Here is an 18064-nt window from a genome sequence, read left to right as displayed (position 1 = left end):
CATAATGGGTATTTTCAATGTGTTTGGAAATGAAGAGGCGCGCCAGCAAAAGGAAGAGGAGCTGCAACGCTATTTCCAATTATTAGATAACAGCGGCAACAGCTTTATGATCGCCGACAGCAACCGCAATATTATCTACGCCAATAAAGCGGTATTGAATATGTTATCCGAGGCTGAGGCGGACATTCGCAAAGAGCTGCCGCAGTTCTCTGTGGCCAAGGTGGTGGGCAGTAATATCGATATTTTCCATAAAAACCCGGCCCATCAACGCAATATGCTCGAGCGCCTAACCCAATCCCATACGGCGCAAATCACCATTGGGAAGCGGACTTTTAAACTGATCCTGACGCCCATTATCACCCGCGAGAATAAGCACTTAGGTACGGGGGTTGAGTGGATTGATAGAACGGAGAGCATAGAGTCCGAGCGGGCGACGCAGCGCATTTTAGAAGCGCTGAATAATACCAGTACCAATGTGATGATCGCCGATGCCAACCGCACCATCATCTATATGAACCGCTCGGTGGAATTGATGCTGCGCCAATCAGAGAATGAGATCAGGCAAGCGCTGCCGCATTTCTCCGTCGATAAAATTCTTGGCAGCTCGATGGATATTTTCCATAAGAATCCTGCCCATCAAGCCAGTCTGTTAGACAAGCTCGACCGTAAATATGAATCGCAAATCAAAGTGGCCAGTTGTCACTTCCGCTTAACCGCAAGCCCGATTATTTCCAAAACGGGTGAGCGGTTAGGTTCTGTCGTCGAATGGCTCGACCGCACGGTCGAAGTGCAAATCGAGCAGGAAATCTCGCGGATCGTCAATGCGGCGGCGGCGGGAGATTTCTCCCAACGGGCTGAGACACAAGGTAAGCAGGGCTTCTTCTTAATGCTGGCCAACAGCCTCAATGCTTTGATTGAAACCTCGGATCGCGGTCTACAGGATGTGGCGCGGGTGTTGATGGCGCTCGCCGAAGGCGATTTAACCACGCGTATCTATAACGATTACGAAGGTACCTTTAATGATTTGAAAAACTATTCAAATCAAACCGCTGAAAAGCTCTCTTACATGATAAGAGACATTCAAAAGGCCGCCGATACCATCAATACCGCCTCTTCCGAAATCGCTCAGGGCAATGCTGATCTGTCGAGCCGCACCGAGGAGCAAGCCTCGAGTCTTGAACAAACCTCGGCGAGTATGGAAGAACTGACGGGCACAGTGAAGCTAAATGCCGACAACGCTAGCCAGGCCAATGCACTTGCCTCTAAGGCCGCCGATGTCGCCGTCGATGGGGGCGAACTTATCCAGCAAGTGGTGCAAACCATGGCATCGATTAACGAATCGGCACGCAAGATTGCCGATATTATCGGTGTAATTGATGGCATAGCCTTCCAAACCAATATCTTAGCGCTAAATGCGGCGGTCGAAGCGGCCAGAGCCGGTGAGCAAGGTCGTGGATTTGCGGTGGTGGCCTCAGAGGTGAGAAGTTTGGCCCAACGTTCGGCCAACGCAGCCAAAGACATTAAAGCCTTGATCTCCGACTCGGTGACCAAAATCGAAAGCGGTAACAGCTTAGTCGGCAAATCCGGCGACACCATGAAAGAAATCGTCATCGCCATTAAACGGGTGAACGACATTATGGCCGAAATTGCCTCAGCCTCGAATGAGCAGGCGATCGGTATCGATGAGATCAGTAAAGCCGTAGTGCAAATGGATGAAATGACGCAGCAAAACGCGGCCTTAGTGGAAGAGGCCGCCGCAGCAGCCGAAAGCATGCAATCACAGGCACAGCAGTTAGCGGACAGTGTGGCCAACTTTACCGTGGACGAAGACACCACAGCTGCGCCCAAACCCGTGGCGAGTCACAAGAAGTTAGCGGTTAAACCGCCATCGACTGTGACTCGCATGCCCGTTAAACCTAAGGCGATGGCGCCAAAGGTCAATAAAGCCGACCAAGATGAATGGGAAGATTTTTGATTGAGCGAACATCAACCTCTAGGGAAAGAGTTTGTTTTTACGGCGGCGCACTTTAATACGGTGAAAACTCGGCTGTACCAATTTGCCGGCATTAAGTTGGCCGACAGTAAAGACGCCATGGTGTACAGCCGTTTAGTCCGGCGGATAAGGGCGCTCAAGTTAGCGGGATTTACCGCGTATTTTGAGTATTTGCAGGCGCATGAGAGTGAACATCAGGAGTTTATTAATGCGCTAACCACTAATCAGACGGCGTTCTTTCGCGAGCCCCATCACTTTGAGATCCTAAAACAATATTTGCAGGCCCATCCGCACACTAAAAGGATCTGGTGTGCGGCCAGTAGCACGGGGGAGGAACCTTACTCCATTGCTATGGTGGTCGCGGAGCATTTCGGCCGCTTCAACACACCCATCGAAATCATTGCTTCGGACATCGACAGCGGCGTACTGAAAAAGGCGCAACTGGGTATTTATCCTATCGAGCGTATCGAGGCGGTAAGTGCCGAGCGCAAGAAAGCGTTTTTTCAGCGGGGGCGCGGGGCACAACAAGGCAATGTGCGCGTGGTGCCAGAGCTCAAACAGATGCTGCAGTTTACCCGGCTCAACTTAGTCGATGAGTTTTGGTCAATCAAGATGCCTATCGATGTGATTTTTTGTCGAAACGTGATGATTTATTTCGATAAAACCACGCAGGAAAGCATTCTTAAACACATGATGCTTTCCCTTGCCGATGATGGACTCTACATCGCAGGCCATTCGGAGAACTTTAATATGTTCCCCCAGATTATTAAGCCAGTGGGCAATACAACCTACAAGGCGGTAAAGGGAGCTTGAGTGCCAAAGCCGAATATTGAATACCCTGTTATTGAGCCGAATCGCTATTTTGATCATCATTTTGGCTGTGATGCGGTTAAAATTCTGCCGGGGGAGTTTTACGCCACACGGGACCAAACCATGATAGTCACAGTGTTAGGCTCATGTGTGTCCGTTTGCCTCTCCGATCCTGAATTAAAAATTGGGGGGATGAACCATTTTCTATTGCCGAGTGACAACGGCAATTGTTCGGGAATATTAGCAGATTCAGCTCGTTACGGTGTGTACGCCATGGAGTTATTGATCAACGAGCTGCTCAAACTCGGTGCTAGGCGCCGTGCCTTGGTCGCTAAAGTGTTTGGTGGTGGAAATATGCTTAACGGGATCACCACCCATAATATCGGCGAGCGTAATTCGGAGTTTGTGCTCGAATATTTGCAGCTTGAGCAAATCCCGATACTGGCCGCAGACTTACTCGATTATTATCCTCGAAAGGTATATTTTTTTCCGGCGACAGGTTTAGTAAAAGTTAGAAAAATCAGAACAATGCATAATAGCACCATTATGGACAGGGAAAGTGAGTATCGCCTAAGGATCAGGAATTTGCCGAGCGGCGGTGATGTGGAACTCTTTGGTGACTAAGACATGACGATAAAAGTACTGGTGGTTGATGATTCGGCATTGATCCGTAACTTATTGGGTCAGATGATCGAAGCCGATAGCGAACTTTCCCTAGTTGGCATGGCAGCGGATGCCTACATGGCCAAGGATATGGTCAATCAGCATCGCCCCGATGTGATTACTTTAGATATTGAAATGCCTAAAGTGGATGGCTTGACCTTTTTAGACCGCTTAATGAAGGCTAGACCCACGGCGGTGGTGATGATTTCGTCGTTAACCGAAGAAGGCGCGGACGCTACATTTAACGCGCTCGCCCTCGGGGCGGTGGATTTTATCCCTAAGCCGAAATTAGATTCGCCCCAGGATTTTAATGAATACCAAGATTTAATTTTGGAGAAAATTAAATCAGCCGCCCACGCTAAACTGAAAACCCAACGAGCAGCTCCTGCCGTCGTGGTGCAACCTAGCCATAAACCCGCGCTGAGCAGCCGAGTGATCAACACGCAATTGGTGGCAATTGGCGCCTCTACCGGCGGTACCGAAGCCATTTTGTCGCTGTTACAGCAGTTTCCGGCGGTGATGCCACCGATTGTGATCACCCAACATATGCCACCGGGCTTTACTCGCACCTTTGCTGAGCGGCTAAATAAACTTACCCGTTTGAATGTCAAACAGGCCGAAGATGGTGAACGTTTGCTGCCCTGTTATGTGTATATTGCGCCGGGAGATCAACATTTAGAAGTGATTAAGGTCGGCGGCAGTTTTAAGACCCGTTTGACCCAGGGCGACAAGGTGAGTGGCCATAGACCCTCGGTGGATGTGTTATTTAACTCGGTTGCCGAGTGCGCGGGGGCCAATACTACTGCGGCGATCCTAACTGGCATGGGCAAAGATGGCGCCGATGGGATGGCGTTAATCGATGAACAGGGCGGTAAAACCTTTGCGCAGGGGGAACAGAGCTGCGTCGTATTTGGCATGCCAAGGGAAGCGATCAAACGCGGCGTTATCCATCATGTCGTCGAACTGCCACAACTGGCGGATAAGATGCTCAATTATTTAGCCTCGCTTAAGCGAGACTAAAAGCACTTACAACGTCTGTTGAGATTGTAGGCTTAGCGCGTCGATGCTCTTTGTTCTTATCAATCGCAAACAATGGCAAATTACGCGCTACCTTGTCATTCCACACAACAACCTTATTTGTGCGCATTCGTTTAGTTACTCATGCACACTACCATTGATCAATTTTTTAAAGCCCTAACATAACGAGATTATCGCCAGAACATATGATCAGAGCATATCGCGAGAGTCGGGCTTATTTTATTAAGTTAGTGATCAAACGGTTACGTCCAGTACGTTTTGCCTCATACAGATTTTTATCCGCTAGTAATAAACAATCTTGAAACTCGCCGCATTCGGCCGAGAAGGCTAACCCTCCGCTTAAGGTGACTTTAAATTCGGCGGCATCTTCAACAAACACAATATGGCTAAAGCTCTCGCGAATAGCATTAAGCTTAGCAATGGCTAAGGGGGCGGGCAGATCGGGTAAGACCAACATAAATTCTTCGCCGCCGTAACGACCCATAAAATCCACGGGGCGCAGGGATTGCTGCAACAAATGAGCAAAGGCTAATAGCACTTTGTCGCCGCCAGAATGCCCATAGGTATCATTCACTTGTTTAAAGTGATCTAAGTCCAGCATAGCAATGCACACCGAGGAGTTGATGCGTTTGGCGAGGTTAAAACAGCGGCGGGCAGCAACGAGGATCTGGGTGTGATTAAGCAGACCCGTTAAGCTATCGCGGCTGGCGGAGCTTCGAATATCATGGCCACGCTGGGCGCGGGAAATCACTTGCGTCACGAATAAACTCGGTGCGGTTTGTTTCGAGATTAAATCGTCGGAACCCGCCTGAATGATGCTGACTTTGTTCTGCATAGTGTCGTCGGAGCTGAGCACTAGGATAGGGCTTGAGCTGTATTTATCTAATTGGCGGATCATTTTTGCCAGCTCTAAACCATTCACATCGGGCATATACAAATCGAAAATAAACAGATCTGGCTCAAATTGCTCTAGGGTCGGCAGCACTTGCTCGGGTTTGGTCATGCCTTTCACCATCAGCCCATGACTGCGAAGCAGACTGGAAAAATAATCGACCATGGATTGCTGATCGTCCACCAGCAAAATTTTAAGCGGCTGTTTTTCTGACATTTTGAGCCACTGGTGGATCTTGCGTACCAGTAGGGTGGTTTCGGCGGGTTTAACAAAATACTCGCTGACATTGGCACGGATCGCCAGCAGTCGCATCTCAAAATCACCGCGGGAAGAGAGAACAAATACACGGGTATTGTGTTTCTCAAACTCGGTCGCCGCGGTAAATAAGGCCTCTTCGGTATAATCGGGCAAGATGAGATCTAATAGAATCAAATCGAAGGGCGAGGTATTTTGAATTTCGAGGAAGTCGGTGAAATTTAAAAAGTGCTGCACATTAAAGCCAAACTCATGCAGCTGCTTGGTTATCATCGCCCCGACATTATTGTCATCCTCAATAATTGCAATTCGATACTCGTGCCGTGCTTTTGTCGGCTTATAGGGACTGTGCTGCATTTGCGCTTCAACCACGGGGGCCGCTGGCTCGCCACGGAGGTTATTTTGCAGCAGTTGGTGAAAGAGGGTATCTAAGCTTTTGATCACATTCAGCGCTGGAGCTGGCGAATCGAGTAAATTCTTTAACAGCAGCTCAAGTTTATCGACAATCTCTTTGGTGTCGGTCAAGCCAAAAGTTTCGCAGGAGCCTTTTAAGTTATGGACTTCACGGTAGACCGCCGACAGCATATGGCTCTGCCAGTTTTTCCGTAGCGAGATCCACAGGGTGATAATTTGTTTCTTCTTATCGGGTAGTGCATGTAAGTACTGACGTTTTAGTTGTTCTAAGGATTCTTCAAGACTCATAGGCTATCACCACCATCAGAATTTATAGGATAAGCTGGTGCACTGCTGGCGCGTATGCAATACCTCATAAGTATTAGTCGGCACAATTAGTGGGATTTTCTGCTTATTCGATACCCTAAGAGTGTAAACCAAGGTTGAGAAAATGCGGCAAAACAAGCCTTTTCTGGTGGATATTTTGTTTAGTCTTAAGTGAATACTATAGTGTTGTGTATTTTGATGTAGTAGTTTGCTGACTGATCAAATAACGTCTTGTTTCAAGGCATCTTGGCATTCAACTTTTGAGAATTGAAGACAAGTTTTATGTGTTCACTCGGCAGCTTAATCGTAATTGAATCTAAAGGGAGTGTTGGCAATGGAAAGCCGCACAAAGCGTATTTTTGTAACGTTATTTTCAATGGCCATTATTGCTTTGCTAGTCGATTATTTTCACTATCAAGGTCGATGGAGCCGAATTGAGGCTAGTCATCTATTGGCAGACATTCTGGAGCCCATTCACCGCAATTGTTCTGTGAATCAATGGGATTGGTGCAGTGCATCAGCAGAGATCACTCCCACAATGAGTCAAACAACATCTCGGAATGTGGATAATGAGTCACATCAAATGGATTATGGTGGATGTGATGACTTAGTTATAAAACAAGCGGAAGAGGCTCTGCAAAGTAGAGGAATATATACTTGGGTTGATGAAAAAGGGCTGACACATTTCTCCTATAGTAGCCATGCAATTAAGGATAGTCAGCTGACACATTACACCGAGCCTCAATATAGTTTTGAGTTGAAGATAGATTCATTGGCGACAACTCCTCCACCATTTTTTCGAGATCGCCTCAGCGCAACGATTAAAGACATTGATAGTATTTACCGAAAATACTTACCCAAACGCCAACTTCATCCCGTTAAGGTCAACTTAATGTTGGCTGGAAACCTGTCTGCTTATAACAAATTAAAGGCAATGTATGCTTCGCAAGTAGGAGCAAGCCAAGGATTTTACTCCGGTCAACATAATCTGGCAGCCGTATGGCATCGTGAAGACTCACAAGCATTTAGAACCGCAATCCATGAGAGTGTTCATGTGATGAACGCCGGACAATTTGGTGGTACGCCTCGCTGGTTAAATGAAGGACTTGCAGAGTACTTTGAATCTTCAGAATTCTTAGAGACCGTTGAGTTAAATACTCGCTATGAATCAATTATTAACAATAACACTCGGAAGAAGTCGAATATGATTTTTGTGGATGATAGAGCTCCTTTATCGATGGGACTTGTTGAACTACTTAGTTCAGAACAAGATTGGCAAGGACAGAAGCAAGATGCGCTCTATCAACATTCTCACAGCTTTGTTCGCTTTCTGTTTCAGCATAAAAATGGCAAACAGTTATTAAGGAAATTATTTGAGCACCTTAGTGCTCAGCGTTGTGAAAATAAGAATGTTGATGAAATACTCGCTTCCTATCCCGGCGGGCTCAATCAATTGAATCGAGATTGGCTGGGGTGGAGGCAACGATAGATAGAGAATTTTGACTATAGAAATTAACCGAGCAACTATAATTTTGTCTTCGCTCTGGTTAAATACTGAGAGCAGACACGATGCTTCAAGGTCATTTTAAAGGATAAGGTTATGCCCAATAACACAGGTACAGTGACGTTACATCGGGTGCTACGTGCGCCAGCGGCGTTAGTCTACAAGGCGTTTACCGATAAAGCGGCCCTAGAGCGTTGGTTACCACCTTGCGGCTTTGTGGGAACGATTCATGAGTTTGAATTAGCCGTTGGGTCAGGGTATTCCATGAGCTTTACCCAATTTGCGACCGGACACAGTCACTCCTTTAAGGTGGTCTATAACGAGCTTATCCCCAACACACTTATCCGCCATACCGACCAGTTTGATGATGAACATCTGCCTGGGGGGATGCAGGTGACTATTGAGTTAACCGAGGTTTCCTGCGGTACCAGTTTGCAGATCACGCAGGAGGGCATTCCTGCCGTGATCCCAGAGGAGATGTGTTACTTAGGTTGGCAGGAATCATTACTGCAACTTGCGGCTTTGGTAGAAGCGAAAACAGAATGAAGCAGTCAGTCACTGGGTGTTATAAAGGGTGATATGCGAGTGGGATATAAAAAAGACGCTTATCTCGAGTAGAGTGTAGCGTCTTTTTATTAGGTAACTTTATAGGGCTATCTTATTAGGTAATGGATAAAGCCTTTTAAAAAAGGCTTATCACACAACAGCAGCAGGATTATGCACTGGCAAGGTTTGCCAGATACTCATCAAAGGTCCCTTGGAAGTTGACCAATTTTCTATCCCGAATATCGATAATGCGGGTCGCTAACGAGGACACGAATTCGCGGTCGTGGCTAACGAAAATCAATGTGCCTTCAAAATCTTTGAGGGCATTATTTAAGGATTCAATCGCTTCCATATCCATATGGTTAGTCGGTTCGTCCATAATGATGACGTTGATATCTTGCATCATTAACTTGCCGAAAATTAAACGGTTTTTCTCACCGCCTGAGCAGTTTTTCGCTTTTTTGTTGGCATCATCTTCGGTAAACAGCAAACGACCTAACATGGCTCGCACCATCAAGTCGTTATGTTTTGGCTGACGCCATTGGTCCATCCATTCAATAATAGTCAAATCATTATCGAAGTCGCTAGTGCTGTCCTGCGGGCAGTAACCAATGGAAGCGTTTTCGGACCACTTAATCACGCCTTGATTATGGATTAACTCATTGACTAAACAGCGTAATAAAGTTGTTTTACCTACGCCGTTCTCGCCGATAATCGCAAGCTTTGCACCGGCTTCGAGGATTAAATCGCCGCCTTCGAATAATAATTCGCCATCAAAACCGTGGGCGAGGTTCTCAAGCACCAATGCCTGACGGTGCATCTTTTTGCCCGGCGCGAAGCGAATCGATGGCGCGATACGGCTGGAGGATTTGACCTCATCCAGCTTAATTTTGTCCATGCGCTTGGCGCGTGAGCTGGCGAGTTTTGCCTTAGAGGCGTTAGCCCCGAAGCGGTTAACGAAGTCCTGTAGTTCTTCAATTTCGGCGCTCTTCTTGGCGTTGCTCGACAGCAGTTGTTCGCGCTGCAGAGCCGATTGCTCGAGGAAGTATTCGTAGTTGCCAGGGTAAATTCGCAGTTCACCGTAATCGATATCCGCCATATGGGTACAGACAGCATTTAAGAAGTGTCTGTCGTGGGAAATGATGATCATGGTGCATTTGCGCTTATTCAGCTCAGTTTCGAGCCAACTGATGGTGTGAATATCCAAGTTGTTGGTGGGCTCGTCGAGCAGCAGAATATCGGGGTTAGCAAACAGGGCTTGGGCTAACAGTACGCGCAGTTTCCAACCGGGTGCAACCTGTGACATAGGGCCATAGTGGAAGGACTCTTCGATACCGGCTTCAATCAAGATTTCGCCCGCGCGGCTCTCGGCGCTGTAGCCGTCCATTTCGGCGAATTCACTCTCGAGATCGCCCACACGCATGCCATCTTCCTCGGTCATATCGGGTTTGGCATAAATAGCATCACGCTCTTGCTTGATTTTCCACAGCTGGGTATCGCCCATGATTACCGCATCGATAACTGTGTATTGTTCGAAGGCGAATTGATCTTGGCTTAGGGTGCCGACCTTTAAACCCGGCGTGATAGACACATTGCCTGAGGTTGGGGCGAGGGCGCCACTTAAGATCTTCATAAAAGTCGATTTGCCGCAGCCGTTTGCGCCAATCAAACCATAACGGTTGCCGTTGCCAAATTTTGCCGAGATATTTTCAAATAATGGCTCTGGGCCGAATTGCATGGTGATATTTGCGGTAGAGATCAAGGGTATGTCCTAGGAAAAAGTCGTTAATAACGGCTTAAAAAGCTGACAACCGCAAAGGATTGCAATATCGAGCTAGTTATTGGCCACATATTTGGGCGCGGAGTATAGCGATTTCAGGCTCAAGATGCGAGTTTCAAGCATAAAGGTTCAAGGCAAAAGCAAACCGAGCCACTCGGGCTCGGTTATCATTCGTCTAACCAGAAGATGCCGATTTCAATTGAGACAATATTCAGTTAAGCGATAACTTCTCGACAATACTGCGCCAAGGCAGCCATTTAAAGGATTGATTATTATCGGGTAAATGATTATGCCCATCCTGTACTACTAGCATTCCCTGTTGCCAAGCTCCCGTGCCGACGCTTAAGTGAGTCACGGCTAAGCCATCGGTTTCACTGCTCGCATCGATACTGGTTTCACGGCCATTTTCCATCCCGTTAAGGTTCATTCCAATGCGGAATTTGCCTAATTGGGCGTAGGGCGGCTGCGCCTGATACAGCAAGTAGCTGTTATCGCCTTGGCTGGAGACCACCAGCAGATCCTGCTTTTTACCGTGAATAGTTGCGCCTTGGTAGAGTGAAATCCCTTCGACATCAGGGACTAAGTCGCCCTCGGCTTTAATGATGAGTTCGCCTTGGGTGCCGCCATTGGCCTTGGCATTAAAGCGCCAAATGCCTTTGTCCTCTTCACCGATAAATAGCGCGTGCTGAGCCTCATCGACCACACAACCTTCGACTTGGCTTGGAGTATGAATATCGCGCACCAGCGCGATACTTGGGCCATTTGCCTGCCAATCGACGCGGTATTGGGCGATGCGGCCAGACTTTTCATTGGCGAACACATACAGGGTATCGGCATCTTGATACAGGCACAGACCATAAATATCCACCATATTGGTGGCTTGATTGGAATACTCGTTGAGCTTCCCTTCAGCGTCGATTTCATAGAAGGCGAGGCTGTCGTTATCTCTTAAGGTCGCCACCGCGATATCGCGTTTTTTACCGCCCAGCATCACTTGCTGGCGCAGATCGACGTTATTGATACGCCCCGATGGCAGGGCTTGAACCTGCTCGCCACGCATATTAAAGCTCAAGAGTCCCCAACGTTTGTTGGTGCCAAGCACTAGGCTTTTTTCTGGTTGAGTTGGATGCACCCAAATCGCAGGGTCGTCCATGGTATCGCCGGGCCTATCGGATGGCGCGCTTTCAACCCAAGCAGGGATTTCGATAATATTATCGCTAGACTCGTTATTTGATTGACTCAGGTCTTTAGGTAAGACTGCTTGGCTAAATAAGTACTGATCGGTTTTATCATCATAGAGAGCAAACTGGATTGCCTTGTTGGTGCTGGTTCCGCTTAGATAACCACTGAATCCCTGTACCTTCCCTAAGTCGTAGTTCGCAATAGCCTGTTTATCTAAGGTAATGGCGCCTTTTTTATCGCTTAACAATAACTTGCCATCGATGACTTGCATGCCCGCGATATCATTATTGAGTGCGGCGAGAACCAACTTAGCGCTATTGTCGGCAAAGGGGCTGGCATCAAATTGCCAGACACCGGCTTCTGGCTCACTGACTAGCAGTTTGTCGCCATCGATGGCGCAGCTGGTGCTGTTGACGGGAATCGCCTGACTGCGCAGCTTTTTCGGCATAAAGTGTCCGGCATCGCCTAACAGCCATTGCTCGCTATAACCGTCTTCGCCGCCAAACCACGCATAGATATTGCCATCCTGCGGCCTTGGCTGAATGCAGATCCAATTGATTTCAAACGATGCCATCGGCAGCAATGGCAATACATTGGTCGCGACTTTGCCTTCTATCTGTTTGATCATGATAGGGCGAATGCGATCGGCGCGGCGATCGAGCGTTAAAGCATAGGGATCGCTAAAGGCTAACAGCTCAAACTCACCCTTAACTAAGGTTTTCGCGGCGGGCAGGGGCGTTTTATCTGCGCTTGGCATGCTTTGTCGCATCAAACCTTGCTTTTCACTCACCCACAGCCAATCGACTGCAGGGATTACTGCGTTGTTATCGTTGTTAAACAGCAAGGCTTGGGCTTGGCTGCCTTTATAAGCTTGGGCTGAGACGGGTTGAGCTAAGGCGCTCAAGGGCGCACTGATAAGGCCTAAGGTCAGTGCTATGGCACTAATTTGGGTAAATGCTGTTGTCATATCTTCGTTCTTTTCAATGGGTGATTAATAGTTGGTGTACTGCACGCCTAACTGGAAAGTGCGGCCATAGGCTTCGTATTGGGCGTTATAGCTGCTGTCACCCGTGTAGCTGTAGTAGGGCTCGTCGGTCAGGTTCACCCCTTTGAAATACAAGGTTAAATTGCTGGTTAAATGGGCCTTGGCGACAAAGTCCCACTGCAAATGATTGTCTTGATAGAGATCGTAGCGCTCATCACTGAGCTCTGTGACTTCCTGTAAATATTCGGATTTATAGGCCGCCGATAACCAAACACTGGCGTAGCTGTTTTCATAGCCAAGGGACAGGTTTGCGGTGAGATCCGATTGGCTTGGCATGGGAATATCGCGGCTCAGTAATTGGCCATCCTCCAGCCAACTGATCTGAGCACTGGAATCTGTGTAGGTGAGGTTAGAGTTGAGCACCAGCGCATTAAAGGGCTCGGGCAAAAAGTTAAACTCTTGCACATAGCTGAGCTCCACGCCGTAGATGTCGGCACTGTCGCCATTGACAAAGGTCACGGCGCTGTGGGCATCGATATAATCGCCACGACCAGCTAAATCTGCCTGATAGATAAAGTTGTCGATATCTTTATAAAACAGCCCCGCCGAAATTAAGCCGATATTGCCAAAATAGTGCTCGAGGCTTAAGTCAAAGTTCATCGATTCGAGCGACTTAAGTTGTGGATTACCAAAGGTTAAGTCGATATCGCCATCATCCTCTTCGAGCAAATATCCCGGCGCTAATTGGCCGAATGTTGGGCGCACTAAGGTGTTGGTCCAAGCGGCGCGCAGCACGGTATTGTCGCTATAGCGGTAAGTGAGGTGCAGTGCGGGCAGCCAATGATCTTCATCGCGGGAATGCTTGATATCGATAAACTCGCCCTTGGCACCATCGTAACCGTACCCGCTAGAATCCCATTGATTTTGCTCAAAACGCAGCCCAGTTAAGATACGCAGTTTCTCGATATCGATGTGGCCCATCAGGTAGGCGGCGTTGATATCTTCGCTGATATCAAAATCGTTAATGGTGGACTCGATATCATCGCGATTGCTGTCGGCATCGAGGCTGTCGATAAGCTGCCATAGCGGCGCAGCATTGATGCCGCTGCCAAAGCGGCCGAGGTCATAGTCAAGCTCATTGCCTGCGTATTGACTCAATAACAAGTCTTCATCGCTCACGCCTTGATCGCCTAAGTCGCTGTAGATCCAAATATCTTCGCGATTGGATTTATCGCGGCGGCTCAGCTTGACCCCAGTTTTTAGCTCGACGCTGTAATCCGCAATGGTTAACTGGCGGGTGAGATCCAGTTGGCCACTGTTGATGGTGTCTTCGGCCTTGGAGGCGGCAACTTCAATTTCATCTAATTCAAAATTGTCGTTTTGGTAATAGTCTTCGGGGGCGATTATCTGTGGCTGATTGGTATTGCTAAAACCCGTGTTATCAATCTTGGCGACAAAGTTGGCGCCGGCAATATCCCGCGGTTTGTCGGCGCTGGCGGTGCTGTGGCTTGCTTGATAGTCAAAGGTCCAGCGTTCGAAGCGGGTTTGACCGCCCAGCACAAAGGAGGTGATGTTTTGGTTCTCGGTGCGTGATTTTAGCGAGCGGGTGGTTTTGCCTTGGCTGAGGGCATTTTCTTGCTGCGGCGATTTCCACTTGGTTTTAGCGCTGTTGCGGGTTTCGGTATCATCAAACTCACTGTAAAGGGTGCGCAGATACAGATCGGTATCATCGCTCGGGCGATAATCGAAGTTCACCCCTATGCCTAAACGTTCACGATTGATTTCATAATCCCGTGCATCGACGGATTCAAGCGCCGCATCCTCAAAGCCGTTATCCCCGGCAAATTCCCATTTACCGCCGGTTTCGACGTTGTCTGAGCCAAAGTCACGGTTATACCAACTGGCACCTATGGCTACCCCTAGCTTGTCGGCAAAGATATCGCTGTAGCTGGCGGCAAGTTTGGGATTGGTATTGTCGGTTAAGGTATCTTGGCTCGCCTCGGCGTTGAGGTTGAGATAAGTATCATCGCGATCGAAGGCCGACAGACTTTTGACCTCAATGGCGCCGCCCAGTGCATCGGCATCCATATCCGGTGTTAAGGTTTTACTCACTTCTACCGATTGCAATAGATCCGATGGCACTACATCAAGGGCAACCGCACGGCGATCGCTTTCGGGTGAGGGTAAGCGCGTGCCGTTCATCGACACTGAGTTATAGTCAGGCGCCATACCGCGCACGCGCACAAAGCGACCTTCGCCCTGATCCCGCTCGATAGACAGCCCTGGCACCCGTTGCAGTGATTCACTGATATTGCTGTCGGGGAAATTCCCCAGCACATCGGCACTGACCACGCTCAGCACATTGTCGGCGCCGCGTTGGCGGTTCATGGATTTACTTAATGCGCCTTGTTGGCCGACCACGCGGATATGCTCCACATCATCTTGGCTGCTTAAGTTGATATCTTGCAGTGTGGTTTGTTTATCGCGAATGCTGATCCTATGCTCGTTTGGCATCGCCCCTAGGTAGTTGACCACTAAGGTGTAATCGCCATCCTGCACACCGACAAAAAAGAAACGGCCATCACGGCCTGCTTGTTGGCTAAGGTTGAGCTCTTTTAAGGTGACGGTTGCACCTGCAAGGGGCTGTTGGCTGCTGTTATCGCGAATTTGCCCCTCAAGTTTGCCTATGGCGAGAGCATTGTGACTCAGTCCAGCGAGCACCATGGCTAAGCTTAAGGCCGAGAGACGCGACGTGAGACGTTTGTGGACCCTAGCGACAGGATGCGCTTGTTGTGGTATCAGAGAACCTAATTGTCGAGCGATTGGAGATTGCATCTTGAGTTCCGTTTCAGTTGTTTCAGTTGAGTGTTATTGCAAGCCTTGTGGGAAGGCCTCTTCGTCATGGCGGCCAAGTTAGGGGAGCAAAATGTCAGATTTGTGACGGCATCGTTGAGCCGTACGGTTTGGCCCGCTTTTACCGAGTAATATGGCGATTTTGAGCTAAGGCTGAGCCAAAATGACGCTTACAGAATCAGCGTCATATAAGAAGGCGTTGGCTGTTATGGGTCGCTCGCATGATTGAATCGTTTAATCCCGTTTGAAGTGAAAATAACCCATCTTTAGAATGGGTTAGAGAGTGTTTATTTAGATTTTGGCTCGTTATTTTAGGGCGGGGTGCGATGATTTTGGGGCCGTGAATACGGCGTAGATTGAGTTCACAGGGACTCAAATTAAGCGAAGATGGCACTTTTCTCGACTCAGCGGAAAACTGCCTGAGCTAATTTGCCGCAGCAGCATTGCGTGTTGTGAGGTTGGAAGGTTATTTTTAGCTTTAAATTTAATTAGTTATAGATATATCCTGCATTTTCTATCGTAAAGTCGCGACAAGTGACGTCACCGAGTTGTCATAAAAGCCCGCTAACTTGCGTCCCCATAGTATCAAGGCTTAATTCTCCCTTTAGGGCTTTATTAAACAAGGTGTGTATTTTGGAAACTCCTGCAAAATCATTACGGCTCGCCAGCGTCTATGTCGTGAGTCTGCTGATCATCTTTATGGTGCCTTTACTGCTTTGGCAGAGCACCACGGCCAAAACCATAACGGCGGTCGATTGGTTTGATGTGGTCACCGAGGGCGCCTTATTCGTGCTCGGCATGTGCTGGCTGATGGTGATGGTCTCGGTGCGCCCCTCGGGTAGAGTGACAAATCTGTTGATTGCGGGCCTATCAAGCTATTGTTTGGGTTGTTATTTGGATTTACTGGACGAGATTTTTATCGTCAAAACCATTCCTGTATATAACTGGTTTGAAAAGATGCCCACGCCTGTCGGGCTGCTGGTGTTGACCTACGGTTTATGGTTATGGCGCGATGAGCAAACCGTCGTCAATCGCCAGCTACAAACTCGGGAGCAGTTTCACCGCGAACATCAGTTAACCGACGGTTTAACCTTACTCAATGATGCCAAGGCCTTCGAACAGCATCTCATTAGACAAATATCGCAAAATCAATCATTTGGTCTTATTATGCTTGATGTCGATAATTTTCATCAATACAACGAATCAAACGGCGTCGAAGAGGGTGATAGGCTGTTGTCCCAGTTGGCATTGTGGCTAAGCGCGAGCCTAAGAAGTCAGGATTTAGTCTGCCGTTATGCTGGCGATCGCTTTATCATTCTGATGCGTGGCGCCATTCCGCCCTTAGTGAGTGTGATGGCAGAGCAGATACAGCAAGGGGTGAAGGAGTTGGGCTGCTCTGTTTCAGTGGTTTGGACGCTACCCTCTCCCAAAGCATTGGATAGGCAGGACAAGCAGAATAGTCCAAAGGCTGAGGCTGCAACGCTGTTGCAATTATTGAATCAAAAAATATCACAGCAAAAAGCGTATCGCGCCTCAGCGGCACCTTTCACTCAGCCGTTTCATTCGTGCAGCACCTCGACTGAAAGCGGGCTTAACTGATGCGCGCGCTCGCCACATGGCAGGATAAATGTATCGATAGCCAATTGCTGGTGGCAAGTTTAGTGATGTTATTTAAGCAGCGTGAATTGGATACTGATAAGTTACTGCGCGGGACGGGGATTTTTATCGCGGATATTCGTAAACCCGATCACCTTATTAGTCCCAAGCAATTATCACGACTGCTGGATAATGCGCTCTCCCTGTGGCCAAGCGGCGATTTAAGTTTTTTATTGGGTCAACGTTGGTTGCCATCCCAAAGCGGCGCGCTGACGGCGGCCATGTTTTGCGCGCAGGATTTACAGGCATTAAGCCGCGTTTGGCATAAGTATCATTGGCTCACTCAGCCTTGGCTGCAAACTTGGTGCTGCCAAGGCGAGCATGAGTGGCATTATCTCTTGAGTCTAGACTTAGGTATGCAGCGCCATCGGCAGTTTTTGATTGAGCTGAGTCTGTCGTCGCTTACCGCAGCCTGTAAGCAGCTGCTTGGGCAAGCTTGGCGCGGCAGTCTGTGCTTTCCCTACCGCGCGCCGGATAATTTGGCCCATTACTATAAATACTTTGGTACCGACTTAAGTTTCGATGCGCCCCTTTGCCGGATTTCGATGACTAAAGCCCAGTTACGCCAACCCTCATTATTTGCGCGCCAGAGCACGGCCTATGCCTTATCAACTGGGGAAGAGAGGGATGACAATCTCATTCATAATGGTGTGATTCATCATGGCGCTAGTCATTCTGTGGGTGACTCTTTAGCCATTGCATCACAAGCAATAGGAACTCAAGCCACAGCGTCTCAAACTATTGTATCTCAACAGAATAGGCTGGATCAGGCGCCAAATATAATGTCAGCGTCGAATATCGCTCCTGCGCCGAATATGACCCAGGCGGCTCGCCAAGCGTTGTTAACACACGAGTTTCGCCTTGGGTTGGCGGGAGGGATCCGCCTTAAACTGATGCGCAGCACTCTTTCCTTGCCAGAGATGGCACAATCGCTGGAGATGAGCCCCGCAACCTTAAAACGCCGCCTGACGGAGATGGGCTTAAGTTACGGGCAACTTGCCGACGAAACGCGTTTGATCCGGGCGCTGTATTTTTTAGCCGAACCCGAGCAAGACGCGCACACGATTGCTAATTCTCTATCCTTCAGTGATGCCAGTAATTTCAGGCGTTCCTTTAAACGTTGGACAGGTCAACTGCCTGCGTATTTCCGCTTTTGGTTAGCCTAGCTCCAATTAGCCCAGTCCCCA

At 48.5% G+C, this 18064-nt stretch carries 12 protein-coding genes; 8 read left to right on the top strand and 4 right to left on the bottom strand.

Going from position 1 to position 18064, the window contains the following annotated elements:
• The first annotated feature begins 4 nt into the window (after positions 1 to 4).
• The 4 genes from SHEWMR4_RS11025 to SHEWMR4_RS11010 are packed head-to-tail and all read left to right on the top strand — an operon-like array spanning position 5 to position 4486.
• Positions 5 to 1975 (top strand): methyl-accepting chemotaxis protein, encoded by a 1971-nt coding sequence (locus SHEWMR4_RS11025; protein WP_011622854.1) that lies wholly within the window; start codon positions 5 to 7, stop codon positions 1973 to 1975.
• Complete coding sequence (locus tag SHEWMR4_RS11020) at positions 1976 to 2806, top strand: CheR family methyltransferase (protein WP_011622853.1); 831 nt, start codon at positions 1976 to 1978, stop codon at positions 2804 to 2806.
• Entirely contained in the window at positions 2807 to 3427 is a 621-nt protein-coding gene (gene cheD, locus SHEWMR4_RS11015) for a chemoreceptor glutamine deamidase CheD (protein WP_011622852.1), read from the top strand.
• A 3-nt stretch (positions 3428 to 3430) separates the two neighbouring features.
• On the top strand, positions 3431 to 4486 hold the full coding sequence (locus SHEWMR4_RS11010; protein ID WP_011622851.1) for a protein-glutamate methylesterase/protein-glutamine glutaminase: 1056 nt from the start codon (positions 3431 to 3433) through the stop codon (positions 4484 to 4486).
• Between the two features lie 232 nt (positions 4487 to 4718).
• Here the strand turns inward: SHEWMR4_RS11010 and SHEWMR4_RS11005 are convergent, their stop codons facing one another.
• Positions 4719 to 6353, bottom strand: coding sequence for a diguanylate cyclase (locus tag SHEWMR4_RS11005; RefSeq protein WP_011622850.1), 1635 nt, complete (start codon positions 6351 to 6353; stop codon positions 4719 to 4721).
• Positions 6354 to 6705: 352 nt separating this feature from the next.
• Between SHEWMR4_RS11005 and SHEWMR4_RS11000 the strand changes: the two genes are divergently transcribed.
• Both SHEWMR4_RS11000 and SHEWMR4_RS10995 read left to right on the top strand, forming a co-directional pair.
• Positions 6706 to 7860: a DUF1570 domain-containing protein gene (locus tag SHEWMR4_RS11000; protein WP_011622849.1), complete on the top strand. Its 1155-nt coding sequence runs from the start codon at positions 6706 to 6708 to the stop codon at positions 7858 to 7860.
• Positions 7861 to 7971: 111 nt separating this feature from the next.
• On the top strand, positions 7972 to 8421 hold the full coding sequence (locus SHEWMR4_RS10995; RefSeq protein WP_011622848.1) for an SRPBCC family protein: 450 nt from the start codon (positions 7972 to 7974) through the stop codon (positions 8419 to 8421).
• Positions 8422 to 8590: 169 nt separating this feature from the next.
• Here the strand turns inward: SHEWMR4_RS10995 and SHEWMR4_RS10990 are convergent, their stop codons facing one another.
• The 3 genes from SHEWMR4_RS10990 to SHEWMR4_RS10980 all read right to left on the bottom strand — a co-directional run bounded on the left by SHEWMR4_RS10990 (position 8591) and on the right by SHEWMR4_RS10980 (position 15203).
• On the bottom strand, positions 8591 to 10183 hold the full coding sequence (locus SHEWMR4_RS10990; RefSeq protein ID WP_011622847.1) for an ABC-F family ATPase: 1593 nt from the start codon (positions 10181 to 10183) through the stop codon (positions 8591 to 8593).
• A 229-nt stretch (positions 10184 to 10412) separates the two neighbouring features.
• Positions 10413 to 12350 (bottom strand): phytase, encoded by a 1938-nt coding sequence (locus tag SHEWMR4_RS10985; protein ID WP_011622846.1) that lies wholly within the window; start codon positions 12348 to 12350, stop codon positions 10413 to 10415.
• A 24-nt stretch (positions 12351 to 12374) separates the two neighbouring features.
• Entirely contained in the window at positions 12375 to 15203 is a 2829-nt protein-coding gene (locus SHEWMR4_RS10980) for a TonB-dependent receptor (protein ID WP_011622845.1), read from the bottom strand.
• Positions 15204 to 15854: 651 nt separating this feature from the next.
• Between SHEWMR4_RS10980 and SHEWMR4_RS10975 the strand changes: the two genes are divergently transcribed.
• Together SHEWMR4_RS10975 and SHEWMR4_RS20775 are read left to right on the top strand one after the other, a co-directional pair.
• The gene (locus tag SHEWMR4_RS10975) at positions 15855 to 16820 is read left to right on the top strand and encodes a GGDEF domain-containing protein (protein WP_011622844.1); all 966 of its coding nucleotides are present in this window, start codon (positions 15855 to 15857) and stop codon (positions 16818 to 16820) included.
• Positions 16820 to 18043 carry an AraC family transcriptional regulator gene (locus SHEWMR4_RS20775; protein WP_011622843.1) on the top strand — a complete coding sequence of 408 codons (1224 nt, stop codon included), beginning with the start codon at positions 16820 to 16822 and terminating at the stop codon, positions 18041 to 18043. Before SHEWMR4_RS10975 ends, SHEWMR4_RS20775 begins: the two co-directional genes overlap by 1 nt.
• The last annotated feature ends 21 nt before the right edge of the window (positions 18044 to 18064 follow it).

Source organism: Shewanella sp. MR-4, from assembly GCF_000014685.1.
GTDB lineage: Bacteria > Pseudomonadota > Gammaproteobacteria > Enterobacterales > Shewanellaceae > Shewanella.
This window is presented reverse-complemented; position numbering and strand designations above follow the sequence as displayed.

What these genes read in the sequence shown, in the direction of transcription:
- SHEWMR4_RS11025 (WP_011622854.1), top strand. Translation starts at nt 5, where the DNA reads ATGGGTATTTTCAATGTGTTTGGAAATGAAGAGGCGCGCCAGCAAAAG.
- SHEWMR4_RS10985 (WP_011622846.1), bottom strand. Translation starts at nt 12,350, where the DNA reads ATGACAACAGCATTTACCCAAATTAGTGCCATAGCACTGACCTTAGGC.
- SHEWMR4_RS11010 (WP_011622851.1), top strand. Translation starts at nt 3,431, where the DNA reads ATGACGATAAAAGTACTGGTGGTTGATGATTCGGCATTGATCCGTAAC.
- SHEWMR4_RS11000 (WP_011622849.1), top strand. Translation starts at nt 6,706, where the DNA reads ATGGAAAGCCGCACAAAGCGTATTTTTGTAACGTTATTTTCAATGGCC.
- SHEWMR4_RS20775 (WP_011622843.1), top strand. Translation starts at nt 16,820, where the DNA reads ATGCGCGCGCTCGCCACATGGCAGGATAAATGTATCGATAGCCAATTG.
- SHEWMR4_RS10995 (WP_011622848.1), top strand. Translation starts at nt 7,972, where the DNA reads ATGCCCAATAACACAGGTACAGTGACGTTACATCGGGTGCTACGTGCG.
- SHEWMR4_RS10980 (WP_011622845.1), bottom strand. Translation starts at nt 15,203, where the DNA reads ATGCAATCTCCAATCGCTCGACAATTAGGTTCTCTGATACCACAACAA.
- SHEWMR4_RS11005 (WP_011622850.1), bottom strand. Translation starts at nt 6,353, where the DNA reads ATGAGTCTTGAAGAATCCTTAGAACAACTAAAACGTCAGTACTTACAT.